This is a genomic window from Achromobacter sp. ACM02 (assembly GCF_014851605.1).
GTDB classification, from domain to species: Bacteria; Pseudomonadota; Gammaproteobacteria; order Burkholderiales; family Burkholderiaceae_B; genus Achromobacter; species Achromobacter aegrifaciens.
This window is the reverse complement of sequence record NZ_JACUZY010000001.1, coordinates 999,376-1,013,351: the sequence shown is the minus strand read 5'-3', so window position 1 is coordinate 1,013,351 and position 13,976 is coordinate 999,376. Positions and strand designations below refer to the sequence as shown.

Below are 13,976 nucleotides of genomic sequence, written 5' to 3'. Positions count from 1 at the left end.
TCAGACCTGGTTGGCGGGTTTGTCGGGGATGGCTTTGCCTGGCGCGGCCGCGAAATCCGGGCCGGCCAGCGCGGCGCGCAAGGCTTCGATCTGGGCGGCCACGTCGCGCAGCGCGGGGGCGGTCGAGGCGATGGCGGCGGCCGGCATGGCCGCGCCTTGCGCAACGGCGGCGCTCATTTGGTGCAGGCTGGCCGCCAGTTGCGCCAGCTCCGCGGCGCTAGGCGCAGCCTGGTCGGCGGGCAGCGACCAGGCCGTGTCGGAAATGGCGTTGGCCACGCGTTCCAGCGCGACCTCCACCGGCCACCAGGCCAGTGCGCGGCGGCTGACCAGGCGCGGCTCGGACAGCCCGCGCTGCAAGGCGATGCGCAGATCGGACAGGCGTGCGTAGGCGCTGGCGCGCAGGTCGTGGCGGCTGGTGGGATCGGCCTGGAACACCGTGTTCAGGTAGGCGGCCAGCGTGTCCATGGCGGCGGCGACCGCGTTGTCCAGGTTGCCGCGTTCTATTCGTATCCATGGCAGGTAGCCCACCAGCAGCACGATGCCGGCGGCCACGGCCACATCGATCAGGCGCGCCAGCGCGATGGGCCAGCTGCCTGGTTGCAGCGCGCCGATCAGCAGCATCAGGATGGGCAGCAGGATGGCGGAAAACAAGCCGTAGTTGCGCCGCACCGACCAAGGCAGCAGGGACGCCAGCCCCGCCACCGTGAGCAGGCTGACGATACCGTTGCGGTCCAGCGCCAGCACGGTCGCGCTGATCGCCACGCCCACCACGCTGCCCGCGCAGCTTTGCAGCGCCCGCGCGAACACCGAGCCGAAGTTGGGCTTGAACACCACCACCACGATCAGCGGCACCCAGTAGGAACGCGGCAGCGAGGCCGCCAGCGCCACGGCCTCGGCGGCGATCAGGCACAGGCCCAGCCGCACCAGGTAGCGCAAGGTGGTCGGCCCCGGCCGGTAAGTGCGCGCCAGCACGCGCCAGGGCGTGCGCGGCCGCGCCGGCGGCAGGCCGGCAAAGGCGTCGGCTTCGGACAGCGCGCCGCCGTCCAGCAGGGGCTGCACTTGGTCCAGCGCGTCGGCCAAGGGGGCCATGTCCACGTGGCGCAAGGCCGCGATGTCCTCGCGCGGGTCCGGCGTTGCGTCGTTTTCCACGCGGTCTGCGAGCCGGTTCATGACCCGCGCGCAGTCGCGCGGCAGCACGCGTCCGGCGCGGGCCAGCTCCAGGGCGGTGTTGGTGAGAGGCGTACAGGCTTGCAGCTGGGCCGCCAGCCGGGCCAGTCGCGGGGAGGGGCCGGCCGCGCTGCGGCGCGCGGCCAGCACGGTGTCGTAGGCGGTCGTCATGGCCGCTTCCATGTCGCGCCGCGCGCTCATGGTGTGCGAGGTGCCGATGGCGGCGAACATGGCCGCCAGCTTGCGGTAGGCCATGGCGACGGCGGCGCGCTCGGGCGCCGTCGGGTGGACCACCCAGCCCGTCAGGGTCAGCGCCAGGCCGAACAGGCCGCCGGCTCCCACCAGCACCGAAGGCAGCCAGGGCGGCAGGGTGGACGTCAGGCTGGCGCCGACGATGACATAGGCGGCGAATTGCAGCGTGGAGACGGCGGCGATGTTGTTGAAGGTGCCGACCAGGCTGGCTGCCAGCACCAGCAGCGTCATGGCGGCGGACGTCCACAGTCCGTGCCCTGCAATCAGGGTGCCGAGGAAATATCCCAGCGCGCCGCCGAACACGGTGGCGCCAATGGACAGGGCGCGGTTGCGGTATGGGCCGCCGTTGTCGCCGGTGATGGCGGGCAGCGCGCCTAGCGCAACCAGGGCCGCCGCCGCGCTTTGGTCCAGCGCGAGTCCGACCGCCGAAGGCAGGCCGATGGCCAGCGCGGCGCGCAGCGCCACCCAGCGGCTGACGGGCGAAGGCTCCATGTGCGCCAGGCTCATCAGCCAACGCATGTTGGCGTTGCGCGCGGCATGTTTCAGCGAGGAACGGAACACGGCGGCCTCGTGGCGCGGCCTGGGGATCAGGCCTTGATCAGCGGCGCCTCGTCGGGCGCGGCCAGCCGGAAGTAGTCTTCCGTATTCAGGAGGATGGAGGCGTCCAGGCGGCCGGCGTTGAATACGATTTCACCGTGGCGCTCGCGCAGGCTTGGGTCCACCAGCAGGTGCAGGTCCGGATTGAAAGTGAAGGGCGGAATGGCCCCGATCTCGCAGCCGGTGAGTTCTCGCGCCAGGTCCTGCGACGCCAGCGAGGCCTTCTTGCCGCCGGCCGCGCGGGCGATGGCGTCCAGGTCGGCCTGCTTGTCGGCCGGGAACACCGCCAGCACGTTGCGGCGCTGGTTGGAGGATATCTTGACGCGGCAGACCAGCGCCTTGGCGCCCTGGCTGACCTCGGTGCCGCGGATCGCGGCGACTTCGACGGAGCGGCCAGCCGCGGCGTGTTCAATCAGGCGGTAGCGGGCCTGGTTCTGGGCAAGCAAGGCTTGCAGGCGTTCGTAGACTTCCATGTCGGGGCGCGTAGATCGGGATGTGGCGGGGCGCAGGCCGGGAGTCGGCCTCGTACGCCGCATGATACGCCCGCCGCGCGGCGCCGCGGCGGCGCGTACGCTGATCCGGGCCAGCCTCCTCAGATTTCTCCGGTAAAGGCGTAACCCCAGCCCCAGACGGTGCGGATCGGCAATTCCAGGTTCAGGTCCTGGGCCTTGCGGCGCAGGCGGCTGACCAGCACGTCGGTGCGGCGCATCGATTCGTGGCCGCCATGCGAATCGGTGATGGCTGCGTCGGCGCGCGGCAGGCGCTTGTCGGCGGAAGCCGTCAGCTTGAGCAGAAACTCGCGCTCGGCCAGCGTCAGGGCCAGGCGCTTGCCTTGCGGGCTGACCAGCGTCCAGGCCGCATCATGGAATTGCCATTTGCCTGCCGCGTCGCCTGGCGCCGGCTGCGCCGGACGCGGCTCGGCGTCGACGGCGCGCCGGCCAGGCGCGGGGATGCGCCGCACCAGCGCCTGCAACGCGGCCGCGATTTCCGTTGCGCCCGCGTCAGAGGGCAGGCAGACGTCTGCGCCGCAGTGCAGGCCGAGTATGCGATTTTCGGGCGAGTCGAAGGTGGAGATGGCGACGATGCCCGCAGTGGTGTCCAGGGCGCGCAGGCCAGCCACGGCCATGCAGAGATCGGACAGCTCGGCTTCCATCACCAGCAATGGGGTGCGGCGGGCCTGAAACAGGCGGAACAAGTTATTGGAGTCTTCGCACAACCGGGGCGAGAAGCCCATTTCCGCCAGCGCCGCGCCGCGGTGCGCGCGCACTCCGGGATCGGGAGAGAAGACGATCAGGTCTAGTAGGTCATTCATGAATCGTTGTGATCTGTGCAGCATGAGCGCATGCATGATGCATCGGATACAGCGATTTCCTAAACCCCGCACAACGCCACTTTATTACCCGAATTCTCGGGCAAGGTTACGCAAGGCGCGTCGCGGCACCGTTATGGTGCGTCGGCGGACGTTTCATTCCACCAACCGCCGCCCAACGCCTGCAGCAGGGCGGCGGTGTCGGCGTGGCGCGCCGCGTCCGCGGCGGTGCGCGCAATGCGTGTCTGAAGCAGTTGGCGCTGGCTGTCCAGCAGGCTCAGGTGGCTGATGCCGCCGGCCTGGTAGCGCCCTTGCGCGATGCGCTCGGCCTGGTCGGCGCGGCGCCAGGCCTCGTCGCTGGCCAGGTAGGCGTCGCCGTCGGTCTGCACCGCGCGCAAGGCGTCGGCGACCTGCCGGAAGCCCTCTAACACTGTTTGACGGTAACCGGCCGCGGCCGCGTCGTAGGCGGCCTCGGCCGAGCGCGTGCGCGCGCGCAGCTCGCCACCATGGAACAGCGGCTGGACCAGGCCCAGGCCCAGGCTCCAGACGTTCAGGCCATCGGACAGGTCGCCCGCGCGGGTGCGTTGCGAGCCGAAGCTGGCGGTCAGGGTGAATTGCGGATACTGGTTGGCGACGGCCACGCCGACATTGGCCGAGGCCTGATGCCAGAGCGCTTCGGCGGCCAGGATGTCGGGCCGCTGGCGCGTCAGGGCCGAGGGCACGCCGGTGGGCACGTCGGCGGGCAGCGTCAGGTCGGCCAGCCGCAAGGGCGCGGACCGCAGCTCGGCCGGCGCCAGCCCCAGGTAGGCGGCCAGCTGGTGCGTGGCCTGCGCCAGCTGGTATTCCAGCGGCGGCAGCGTGGCCCGGGTCTGCGCGACCAGCAGCTCCTGGTTGCGCAGATCGGCCTCGGACACGCCGCCCGCCTGCTGGCGCTGGCGCATGATGTCCTGCTGCCGCTCCTGCGCCGCAAGCAATGCCCGCGTGTCGGCCAGGCGTTCGTTCAGGTCGGCCTGGCGGATGGCGGCAGTGACCACGTTGGCGGCCAGCGACATGCGCGCAGCCTGCAGCTCATGCGCCTGGTAGTTCACCTGCGCGCCCAGGCCTTCCAGCGCGCGGCGATTGCCGCCGAACACGTCCAGCGTGTAGGACACGTCGATGGACGCGTTGTAGAGCGTGAAGGGCGGGGGCTGCTCGGCCACCGGCACGCCGAAGGCTGCAGGGTCCACCTTCTGCCGCGTCACCGACAGGTTGCCGTCGACCTGGGGCAGCATGCGGCCGCCGGTTTCGGCGTTCAGGTCTTCATTGGCCTGGCGCAAGCGGGCGCGCGCCTGCTCCAGCGTGGGGCTGGCCTGCAAGGCCTGCCGGACCAGCTGGTCGAGCGCTTCGGAGCGGAACAGCTGCCACCATTGCGCGGGGATGTCGACGCCCTCCTGCAGGCGTTGCGCGTCGCTGGCGGCTGAGGCATCGCGAGGCGCGGTGTAGGCGTCGACCCGCGGCGGCGCCGGGCGCTCGAAGTCCGGCCCCACGGCGCAGCCCGCGAGCAGCGCGCACAGGACCGGCGCAGCCAGGCGCAAAGGCGCGGCGGCGGACGGGAAGGGCAAGGGCGTGGAGCGGGACATGGCGGTTCAATCCAGGGTGCGGCGGTAGAACTTCACGGCGGCGGTCATGACGACCACGGTAAACACCAGCAGCGGCCAGATGCTGGGCCACAAGTCCCACCAGCCGTTGCCTTTGAGCAGGATGCCGCGGATCAGGCGGTTGAAGTGGGTCAGCGGCAGCAGGTTGCCCAGGTATTGCGCCCACATCGGCATGCCCTGGAACGGGAACATGAAACCGGACAGCAGCATGTTGGGCAGGAAATAGAACATGGTCAGCTGCATGGCCTGCAACTGGTTCTGCGCCAGCGACGACAGGGTGATGCCCACGGTCAGGTTGGCGGCCACGAACACCAGCGCAGACAGGTACACGGCCAACAGCGAACCCTGGAACGGCACGTGGAAGACGAAGTGCGCGGCCAGCAGGATGATGCTGGACTGGATCAGGCCTATCGCGATGTACGGCACTATCTTGCCCGTCATCACTTCGATGGGCAGCACCGGCATCGCCAGCAGGTTTTCCATCGTGCCGCGTTCGCGCTCGCGCGTCATGGCCAGGCCGGTCATCATCACCAGCGTCATGGTCAGGATCACGCCCATCAGGCCCGGCACGGTGTTGTATTGCGAGATCTGCTCTTCGTTGTAGAGCTGGTGCACCAGCACGTCGAAGGGCGGCTGGCCGCCGGCCAGGCTGGCCAGCGGTCCGGTCAGGTCCTTGGTCGCCACGGCCTGCGACAACTGCGTGGCCGCGCCAATGGCCAGTCCGGTCGCCATGGGGTCGGTGGCGTCGGCCTCGATCAGCAGCGCGGGGCGCTCGCCGCGCAGCAGCTTGCGGCTGAAGTCCGGCGGAATGGTCAGGACGAACAGGACGCGCCCTTGCGCCAAGGCCGCGCGGCCCGCTTCTTCATTGTCCAGCTCTTCGATGATGTGGAAGTAGTCGGACGATTTCATCGCCGCGACGAAGCTGCGCGTGAACGGGCTGTGGTCGGCGGCGATGACCGCCGTCGGCATCTGCTTGGGATCCGTGTTGATGGCGTAGCCGAACAGCGCCAGCTGCATGATGGGCAGGCCCACGATCATGCCGAAGGTGATACGGTCGCGGCGTAGCTGCAGGAACTCCTTGAGCACCATGCTCCACCAGCGCGACCAGGAAAAGCCTTGCAGATGGCGCATCATGGCGGGCTCGCGAAGTTGTCGGTGGAGCGTTTCATCAGGTAGATGAAGACATCCTCCAGGCTGGTGGCTATGGGTTCCAGGGTCAGGTCCTGGCCGGCGATGGCGTCCCTGAGCGTGCGTTCCAGCAGGGCGGCGTCGCGGCCGCTGATGTGCAGCGCCGAACCGAAGGCCACGGTCTGGTCCACGCCCGGCGCGTTGCGCAGGCGCTGCGCCAGAGGCACCAGGTTGTGGCCGTGGATGGCCCAGGTGGTCAGGCCTTGCTCGGCGATGACGTCCTCGGCCGTGCCTTGCGTCAGCAGCCGGCCATAGGAGATATAGGCCAGCTTGTGACAGCGTTCGGCCTCGTCCATGTAGTGCGTGCTGACCAGCACCGAGATGCCGCGCGCCGCCAGTTCATGCAGCTGCTCCCAGAAGTCGCGCCGCGCGGTCGGGTCCACGCCCGCGGTGGGTTCGTCCAGCAGCAGCAGCTTCGGCTGATGCAGCAGGCAGGCCGCCAGCGCCAGGCGCTGCTTCCAGCCGCCGGACAAGGAACCCGTCAACTGGCCGGCGCGGCTTTGCAGGCCCAGGTCTTCCAGCGCGCGGTCCACCGCCGCGCGCCGTTCGGGCATGCCGTACATGCGCGCCACGAAATCCAGGTTCTCGCGGATGGTCAGGTCGTCCCAGTAGGAGAACTTCTGCGTCATGTAGCCGACGTGCCGCTTGATCTGCGCGCTGTCGCGCAGAATGTCGTAGCCCAGGCAGGTCCCGCTGCCCGAATCCGGCGTCAACAAACCGCACATCAGCCGGATGCTGGTCGTCTTGCCGCTGCCGTTGGGGCCCAGGAAGCCGAAGATCTCGCCTTCCCGCACTTGGAGCGACACGTCGTTGACGACGTGCTTGCTGCCGAAGCGCTTGTTCAGGCCGTGCACGTCGATGACGTATTGCCCGGCGGACGCTTCCTGCGTGGCGGCGGGTGCGCTCATTGCAGCACCGCTTCCACCGGCTGGCCCGGATGCAGCCGCGTGGCGGCTTCGGGCGCTGGCCGCGCCTGCACCATGTAGACCAGCTTGCTGCGGCTTTCGCGGCTGTAGATCACGGGCGGCGTGTACTCGGCCTGGGTCGATATGTAGTCGATGCGCACGGGGATGGGATCGCCGCAGCCATCGCAGCGCACCGTCGCCTGTTGCCCCACCTTCAGCGCGCCCAACGCCGTTTCCGGAACGAAGAAGCGCACCTTGATGTTGCCCGGCGGCAGCAGGCTGACGACCGGACTCCCGGCAGGCACCCATTCGCCCACGCGGTAGAGCGTGTCGAACACCAGCCCCGCGGCCGGCGCCGCCAGGCGCTTTTGCGCCAGCGTCCACTCCGCCTGGGCCAGCGCGGCGCGGGCCGCATCGACTTGGGCGGCCTGGGCGCGGCGCTGGTCGTCGCGGCCGGGCAGGCGGGCCACTTCCAGCTGGGCCTGCAACTCGCGCACGCGCGCCGCGTCCGATTGCGCCTGTTCGCGGCTGTCGTCCAGCTGCGCGCGCGCGATGCCGCCGATGCGGAACTGGTCGGTATCGCGCCGCAGTTGCGCCGCCGAGCGGCGGCTGGCCGCCTCGGCCTGCGCCAGCTGGGCGCGGCTGACGTCCACTTCGGGCGGACGCTTGCCGGTGGCGATGTCTTCTTCCTGGGCCACGGCGGCGGCCAATTGCGCGCTGGCCTGGTCGCGCGCCGCGGTTTCGCGCGTGGCTTCCAGCGCGAAGAGCGGCGCGTCGGCTTGCACCTGCTGGCCGCGCCGCACCGGCAGCTCGGCCAGCCGGCCGGCCTCGGACGACGCCACGTAGACATATTCGCCTTCGGCGTAGCCCTGGAAAAAGGCGCCGTTGTCCTTGCCGCAACCGCCCAGGGCAAGCAAGGCCAGCGCAGAGGCGGGCAGGGGGCGGCGCAAGACGGAAGGGATGCGCATGGTCAGCGTCCTGGAGTGGCGGGAGTCGGGGCGGACGGCGAGAACAGGCCGCCGGTGAGCATGGCGATGGCGTGGGCCGCGATCGCGCGGGTGTCTATGGACTGCGGCTGCGCGGCGTCCTGCAGGACGCGCCGCCACAGGCCGGAGGTGGCCAGCGGGAGCAGGGTCAGGCCCAGGACGGACAGAAAGACCAGCCGCGGTTCCACGTCCGGGGTGATGGCGCCCGCGCGCTGGCATTCGGCGATGAGGCCGATGAAAGCCTGCAGGCGCTCGACGGGCAGATGGCGCAGCACGCGTTCGCGCAGCTGGCCGCCTTCATTCACGACCTCGTGCAGCCACAGGGCCGGCAGCCAGGGCCGTTCGACCGCGCTTTGCACCAGCCGGCCCACGACCTCGGCGATGAAGGCGCGCGCGGCAGCGGCGGGGTCCGCTGCGGGAATCTGAGGTTGTGGCAACGGCGACCAGACGTAGCCGATGACCGGCACGATCCGCTCCTGCACGACCGCGTCGATCAACTGGTCGCGGCTCTTGAAGTAGTAATGCACCATCGCCGTGGTGACGCCGGCGCGTTGCGCAATGTGCGTGAGCGTGGTGGCCGCCACGCCCTGGGCCGCGAACAGGCCGGTGGCGGTGTCCAGCAGGTTGGCGCGGGCGGCGGCATTGTCGGGTCGCGGCGGGCGGCCGGGCCGGCGGGACGGGGTAGAGGGAGCGGAACGCATGCCGCGTATGTTAATTAAATTATTAATTAATTAAAAGAGGGGCGCGCTTCAGGGTTACACGCCGGATGCGCCGGCTTAGATGGTGTAATGGGCCGGTACCCCATCCCGCCATCCGGGTTGTGTGCGCCAGGCCCGGGCGGCTTTCTTGCAGGAGGCTGGACCGTCATGCCCCAATCGTCTTCCATCAACCGCCGCATCGTGCTTGCCGCGCGCCCGCAAGGCGAGCCGGCAGACCGCGATTTCCGCCTGGAAACCGGCGAGGTGCCGCAGCCCGGCCCCGGCCAGGTGCTGTTGCGCACCGTGTACCTGTCGCTCGATCCCTATATGCGCGGCCGCATGAGCGACGCGCCGTCCTATGCCGAACCGGTGCAGGTCGGCGGCGTCATGGTAGGCGGCACGGTGACGCGGGTCGAAGCCTCCAACCATCCCGACTACCGCCCAGGTGAGTGGGTGCTGGCGCAATCCGGCTGGCAAGATTACGCCCTGTCCGATGGCGCCGGCCTGCTGCGGCTGGGTCCCAATCCCGAACACCCGTCCTATTCGCTGGGCGTGCTGGGCATGCCCGGCTTCACCGGCTACATGGGCTTGCTGGACATCGGCCAGCCCAAGGCGGGCGAGACCGTGGTGGTGGCCGCGGCCAGCGGCGCGGTGGGGGCGGTGGTCGGCCAGATCGCCAAGATCCATGGCTGCAAGGTGGTTGGCATCGCGGGCGGCGCGGATAAGTGCCGCTACGCAGTCCAGGAGCTGGGCTTTGACGACTGCCTGGACCACAAGGCGCCCGACCTGCCGGGCCGCCTGGCGCGCGCCGTGCCGCAGGGCATCGACGTGTATTTCGAGAACGTCGGCGGCGCGGTCTTCGACGCGGTGCTGCCGCTCTTGAACCCGCGCGCGCGGATACCGGTCTGCGGCCTGATTTCGGCCTACAACGCCACCAGCCAGCCGCAAGGGCCGGACCGCCTGGGCCTGCTGATGCGCACCATCCTCACCAAGCGCCTCAAGATGCAGGGCTTCATCATCTTCAACGAATACGCGCACCGCTACGGCGAATTCCGCGAGGCGATGGAAGGCTTGATCAAGCAAGGCCGCATCAAGTATCGCGAGGACGTGGTCGATGGACTGGAGAACGCGCCGCGCGGCCTGATCGGGCTGCTCAGGGGTGAAAACGCCGGCAAGCGCATTGTGCGCGTCGGCCCGGACGAAAGGAGCGCCACATGAACATCCTGATCGTGCTGACTTCCCACGACACGCTGGGCAACACCGGCCGCAAGACCGGATTCTGGCTGGAAGAATTCGCTGCGCCGTACTACGCCTTCGTCGACGCGGGCGCCAAGGTCACGCTGGCTTCGCCCGCAGGCGGCCAGCCGCCGCTGGACCCCAAGAGCGACGACCCCGACGCCCAGACCGACGACACGCGGCGCTTTCGCCAGGACAAGGACGCGCAGCGGCAACTGGCCGCCACCTTGCGGCTGGCGCAGGTGCAGGCGGCCGACTACGACGCCGTGTTCTACCCGGGCGGCCACGGCCCCTTGTGGGATCTGGCGGAAGATCCCAATTCGGTCTCGCTGATCGAGACCATGCTGGCGGCGGGCAAGCCCGTTGCGGCCGTATGCCATGCGCCCGGCGTGCTGCGCCACGCCAAGACGGCCGACGGCAAGCCGCTGGTGCAGGGCAGGCAGGTCACCGGCTTTTCCAATGCCGAAGAGGCGGCCGTGCAGTTGAGCGACGTGGTGCCTTTCCTGGTCGAGGACGAGCTGAAGCAGTTGGGCGGGCAGTACAGCAGCGGCCCGGACTGGCAGCCGCACGTGGTCGGCGATGGCTTGCTGGTCACGGGCCAGAATCCTGCATCTTCCGTCGGCGTGGCGCAGGCGCTGCTGGACAGGTTGAAGGATTGAGCGCTGGCGGGCCGGACCCGGTTCCCGCGGGATGCGGGGGCGGGTCCGGCTCTGCTTTGCCCTGGCGCGCGGCATCTGATCGGCAAGGATTGCTGCGCAATGTGTCAGAATCGCGACCTTTTGCTACAGCGCAAAGCGGCAAGAGCCCATTGCGCGCGATGACCGATGCCTCCAGACGTACCCGAATATCCCGCTGGCTCCTGCGTGGCGGCCTTGTTTGCCGCCATGCGGGCGCGCGACCCGGCCACCGGCCGCCATTCCGAAAGAGTTGTTGCGCTGAGCGTGGCGCTGGCCCGGGCCTGCGGCCTGCCGGAATCCGAACAGGAGGCGGTCGCGGTCGCTGCCCGCCTGCATGACATCGGCAAGATCGGCACGCCGGATCGTGTGCTGTATTCGCCGAAGCGGCTGGACAAGGACGATTGGGAAATCATGAAGGCGCACGCCGCAGTGGGCGCCGACATCATCATGCACAGCGACATTCCGCAACGCGAGCTGATCGCGCGGGCGGTGCGCCATCATCACGAACACTTCGACGGTTCGGGCTATCCCGCAGGACTGGCGGGCGAGGACATTCCGCTGCATTCGCGCATCATTTCGCTGGCAGATTCCTACGACGCCCTGGGCGATGCGCGTCCCTACCATCCTGCGCGCACGCATGCGGAGATCATGCGCATCCTGAACCAGGAAGCCGGCGCCAAATGCGACCCGGCCCTGTTGCGCACGTTCGAAGCGATGATCGCGAAGAGCCCCCTAAGGGTTCCGTAGCGCAGATCCCGTCAGCATCGCCGACGGGTCGGGCACTCCGGATGGGCGGTCACTTCAAGCGGTAATTCGCTGCCACCACCGCCAATTCCTGCAGCGTGCGCTGCTGCCACGCGGCATCATGCCCCAGCTCTTCGGCCAGGATGCGAGCCACTTCGGGCGCCGCCAGCATCGCGGCCTCGCTGTCCAGGAACAAGGCGCGGTTGCGCCGCGCCAGCACGTCCTCGGCGCTGCGCGCGAGTTCGTACCGTGCGGCGAAACGCACGTGCGCCTCCGACAAGCCGCTGCTCCTGACCAGCATGCGGTCCGCGCCGGGCAGCGCCTTCAGGGCCGGCAGGTCGCTGCCGTAGTAGCTGTCCGGCGTGCCGGCATGCTCCTGCGACGGCGCCAGGCCCGCCGCGCCATGCAGCGGCAGCGATTCCGTGCGGCAGGTGGCCTGCGTCAGCAGCTGGTGCTGGATGGCCGTGTCGACCACGTCCTGCGCCATGCGGCGGTAGGTGGTCCACTTGCCGCCGGTGACGGTCACCAGCCCGGCCTTGGACACCAGGATGGTGTGCTCGCGCGACAAGGACTTGGTGGAGGCTTCGCCCGTGGCCTTGACCAGCGGACGCAGCCCGGCCCAGACGCTGGTGACGTCGTCGCGCGTGGGCTTGCGGCTGAGATAGCGCGCCGCGGTGCTGAGGATGAAATCCACATCCTGCGCGCCCGCCTGCGGATCCAGCGGCAGATCGTCGCGCGGCGTATCGGTGGTGCCGACGATGGTGTGGCCGTTCCATGGCACCACGAACAGCACGCGGCCGTCGTCGGTCTTGGGGATCAGGATGGCGCGCTTGCCCGGCAGGAAATCCTGCGGCAAGGTCAGGTGCACACCCTGGCTGGGTGCCACCATGGTCTGCGCGTTCTTGTCTTCCATGCGCCGTACCGCGTCCACCCACACGCCGGTGGCATTGACCACGCAGCGCGCGCGCAACGTGAAGCTGGCGCCGCCGATCGCGTCCTGCACCGTTACGCCGTCGACCTTGCCGCCCGTCATGGTCAGGCCGGTGGCGCGCATGTAGTTCACCGCGGTGCCGCCCAGGTCGAACAGCGTGCGCATCAGGCTTACGGCCAGGCGGGCGTCGTCGAACTGGCCGTCGTAGTACAGCACGCCGCCCTTGAGATTCTTGCCCTGCACGTTCTCGGCCAGCGTCGGCGCATTGGCCAGCGTGTCGCGGCGCGACAGCCAGCGGCTGGGCGACAGGTTCAGCTTGCCGGCCAGCATGTCGTACATCTTCAGGCCGATGCCGTAGAAGGGCTGGTCGAACAGGTTGTAGGCTGGCACCACGAAGCCCAGCGGCCACACCAGGTGCGGCGCGTTGCGGTTGAGCAGGCCGCGTTCATGCAGCGCTTCGCGCACCAGGCTGACGTTGCCCTGCGCCAGATAGCGCACGCCGCCGTGCACCAGCTTGGTGGCCTTGCTGGACGTGCCCTTGGCGAAGTCCGCGCCTTCGATCAGCAGGGTGCGATAGCCGCGCGAAGCGGCATCGACCGCCGTGCCCAGGCCGGTGGCGCCGCCGCCGATGACGATCACGTCCCAGGAGTGCGTGTTGTCCAGCGTGTTCAGGATGCGGTTGCGGTCGGGCGGGGCGACGGAGGCTAGGGGTTGGTTCATGGGATTCAAGGTGTTTGCTTCAAGGTATTCGGGGCGGCCGCCACGTCGCAGCGCACACCGGCGTCCAGCAGGACTTGCGCCAGCGGCTCTTGCGGATGCGCGTCGGTGAAGAAGCGGTCGATTTGCGAGATGTGCGCCAGTTCCACCATGGCCTGGCGCTTGAATTTGCTGCTGTCGGCGGCGAGCCAGACTTCGCGCGACTGTTCGATGATGGTCCGCGCCACGCGCACTTCGCGGAAGTCGTAATCGCGCAGCGTGCCGTCGGCCTCGATGCCGGAGATGCCGATCAGGCCGATGTCGACCTTGAACTGGCGGATGAAGTCCATGGTGGCTTCGCCGACGATGCCGCGGTCGCGCGAACGCACCACGCCGCCGGCCACGATGACTTCGCAGTCCGGGTTGTCCGAGAGAATGTCGGCCACGTGCAGGTTGTTGGTGATGACGCGCAGGCCGCGATGGCGCAGCAGGGCGCGCGCAATGGCTTCGGTGGTGGTGCCGATGTTCAGGATCAGCGAACAGCCGTCGGGCACGGCGCGGGCCACGGCCTCGGCGATGCGCTGCTTGCCGGCGGCGTGCAGGCCCTGGCGCTTGCGGTAGGCGATGTTCTCGATGGTGGACGCTTCGATGCGCACGCCGCCATGGAAGCGCGACAGCAGGCCCGCTTCGGAAAGAATATTGACGTCGCGCCGCACGGTCTGCAGCGTGACGTCAAAGCGTTTGGCGAGTTCCTCGATCGAGGCCGAGCCTTGGGCCCGCACCATTTCGATCAGGGCGCTCTGTCTGGGATTCAGTGTCATGTTCGTATAGTAAAACAACAAAAGCGAAAAATAATGACGCGCCGCAAGATTGTTTTTTGTTCGCTTCTTGAGTAAAACGCACAATAAACGAAAGCTATCTGAAAGAGTATGCTCATCCTGTTGTTCGCTTGA

At 68.8% G+C, this 13,976-nt stretch carries 13 protein-coding genes; 3 read left to right on the top strand and 10 right to left on the bottom strand.

Features of this window, described 5'->3' with window-relative positions:
- From IB258_RS04635 to IB258_RS04600, 8 genes are all read right to left on the bottom strand, one after another.
- Positions 1-1,980 (bottom strand): FUSC family protein, encoded by a 1,980-nt coding sequence (locus tag IB258_RS04635; RefSeq protein WP_370539808.1) that lies wholly within the window; start codon positions 1,978-1,980, stop codon positions 1-3.
- 26 nt (positions 1,981-2,006) lie between these two features.
- Positions 2,007-2,489 carry a YbaK/prolyl-tRNA synthetase associated domain-containing protein gene (locus IB258_RS04630; protein ID WP_054453853.1) on the bottom strand — a complete coding sequence of 161 codons (483 nt, stop codon included), beginning with the start codon at positions 2,487-2,489 and terminating at the stop codon, positions 2,007-2,009.
- A 119-nt stretch (positions 2,490-2,608) separates the two neighbouring features.
- Positions 2,609-3,328, bottom strand: coding sequence for a response regulator transcription factor (locus tag IB258_RS04625; RefSeq protein WP_054454806.1), 720 nt, complete (start codon positions 3,326-3,328; stop codon positions 2,609-2,611).
- 131 nt (positions 3,329-3,459) lie between these two features.
- Complete coding sequence (locus tag IB258_RS04620; RefSeq protein ID WP_192352206.1) at positions 3,460-4,944, bottom strand: efflux transporter outer membrane subunit; 1,485 nt, start codon at positions 4,942-4,944, stop codon at positions 3,460-3,462.
- Positions 4,945-4,950: 6 nt separating this feature from the next.
- Entirely contained in the window at positions 4,951-6,096 is a 1,146-nt protein-coding gene (locus tag IB258_RS04615) for an ABC transporter permease (protein WP_054453857.1), read from the bottom strand.
- Positions 6,093-7,058, bottom strand: a complete 966-nt coding sequence (locus IB258_RS04610) for an ABC transporter ATP-binding protein (protein WP_054453859.1) — start codon at positions 7,056-7,058, stop codon at positions 6,093-6,095. Before IB258_RS04610 ends, IB258_RS04615 begins: the two co-directional genes overlap by 4 nt.
- Positions 7,055-8,023, bottom strand: a complete 969-nt coding sequence (locus tag IB258_RS04605) for an HlyD family secretion protein (RefSeq protein ID WP_175181040.1) — start codon at positions 8,021-8,023, stop codon at positions 7,055-7,057. Before IB258_RS04605 ends, IB258_RS04610 begins: the two co-directional genes overlap by 4 nt.
- A gap of 2 nt (positions 8,024-8,025) precedes the next feature.
- Complete coding sequence (locus IB258_RS04600) at positions 8,026-8,742, bottom strand: TetR/AcrR family transcriptional regulator (protein ID WP_175181039.1); 717 nt, start codon at positions 8,740-8,742, stop codon at positions 8,026-8,028.
- A gap of 165 nt (positions 8,743-8,907) precedes the next feature.
- On the opposite strand from IB258_RS04600, the gene IB258_RS04595 reads away from it, so the two are divergent.
- The 3 genes from IB258_RS04595 to IB258_RS04585 all read left to right on the top strand — a co-directional run bounded on the left by IB258_RS04595 (position 8,908) and on the right by IB258_RS04585 (position 11,399).
- Positions 8,908-9,957 carry an NADP-dependent oxidoreductase gene (locus IB258_RS04595; protein WP_054453869.1) on the top strand — a complete coding sequence of 350 codons (1,050 nt, stop codon included), beginning with the start codon at positions 8,908-8,910 and terminating at the stop codon, positions 9,955-9,957.
- Entirely contained in the window at positions 9,954-10,634 is a 681-nt protein-coding gene (locus IB258_RS04590; RefSeq protein ID WP_119449637.1) for a type 1 glutamine amidotransferase domain-containing protein, read from the top strand. The genes IB258_RS04595 and IB258_RS04590 overlap by 4 nt, the downstream gene beginning before the upstream one ends.
- Positions 10,635-10,799: 165 nt before the next feature.
- Positions 10,800-11,399 carry an HD-GYP domain-containing protein gene (locus tag IB258_RS04585; RefSeq protein ID WP_054453873.1) on the top strand — a complete coding sequence of 200 codons (600 nt, stop codon included), beginning with the start codon at positions 10,800-10,802 and terminating at the stop codon, positions 11,397-11,399.
- Positions 11,400-11,448: 49 nt separating this feature from the next.
- Here IB258_RS04585 and IB258_RS04580 read toward each other — a convergent pair whose 3' ends face one another.
- Together IB258_RS04580 and IB258_RS04575 are read right to left on the bottom strand one after the other, a co-directional pair.
- The gene (locus tag IB258_RS04580; RefSeq protein WP_192352205.1) at positions 11,449-13,047 is read right to left on the bottom strand and encodes a glycerol-3-phosphate dehydrogenase/oxidase; all 1,599 of its coding nucleotides are present in this window, start codon (positions 13,045-13,047) and stop codon (positions 11,449-11,451) included.
- A 5-nt stretch (positions 13,048-13,052) separates the two neighbouring features.
- The gene (locus tag IB258_RS04575; RefSeq protein WP_013394120.1) at positions 13,053-13,844 is read right to left on the bottom strand and encodes a DeoR/GlpR family DNA-binding transcription regulator; all 792 of its coding nucleotides are present in this window, start codon (positions 13,842-13,844) and stop codon (positions 13,053-13,055) included.
- Positions 13,845-13,976 lie beyond the last annotated feature (132 nt).

Coding starts and splice junctions, on each gene's coding strand:
- IB258_RS04630 (WP_054453853.1), bottom strand. CDS start 2,489: ATGGAAGTCTACGAACGCCTGCAAGCCTTGCTTGCCCAGAACCAGGCC.
- IB258_RS04625 (WP_054454806.1), bottom strand. CDS start 3,328: ATGAATGACCTACTAGACCTGATCGTCTTCTCTCCCGATCCCGGAGTG.
- IB258_RS04620 (WP_192352206.1), bottom strand. CDS start 4,944: ATGTCCCGCTCCACGCCCTTGCCCTTCCCGTCCGCCGCCGCGCCTTTG.
- IB258_RS04615 (WP_054453857.1), bottom strand. CDS start 6,096: ATGATGCGCCATCTGCAAGGCTTTTCCTGGTCGCGCTGGTGGAGCATG.
- IB258_RS04610 (WP_054453859.1), bottom strand. CDS start 7,058: ATGAGCGCACCCGCCGCCACGCAGGAAGCGTCCGCCGGGCAATACGTC.
- IB258_RS04605 (WP_175181040.1), bottom strand. CDS start 8,023: ATGCGCATCCCTTCCGTCTTGCGCCGCCCCCTGCCCGCCTCTGCGCTG.
- IB258_RS04600 (WP_175181039.1), bottom strand. CDS start 8,742: ATGCGTTCCGCTCCCTCTACCCCGTCCCGCCGGCCCGGCCGCCCGCCG.
- IB258_RS04595 (WP_054453869.1), top strand. CDS start 8,908: ATGCCCCAATCGTCTTCCATCAACCGCCGCATCGTGCTTGCCGCGCGC.
- IB258_RS04590 (WP_119449637.1), top strand. CDS start 9,954: ATGAACATCCTGATCGTGCTGACTTCCCACGACACGCTGGGCAACACC.
- IB258_RS04585 (WP_054453873.1), top strand. CDS start 10,800: ATGCCTCCAGACGTACCCGAATATCCCGCTGGCTCCTGCGTGGCGGCC.
- IB258_RS04580 (WP_192352205.1), bottom strand. CDS start 13,047: ATGAACCAACCCCTAGCCTCCGTCGCCCCGCCCGACCGCAACCGCATC.
- IB258_RS04575 (WP_013394120.1), bottom strand. CDS start 13,844: ATGACACTGAATCCCAGACAGAGCGCCCTGATCGAAATGGTGCGGGCC.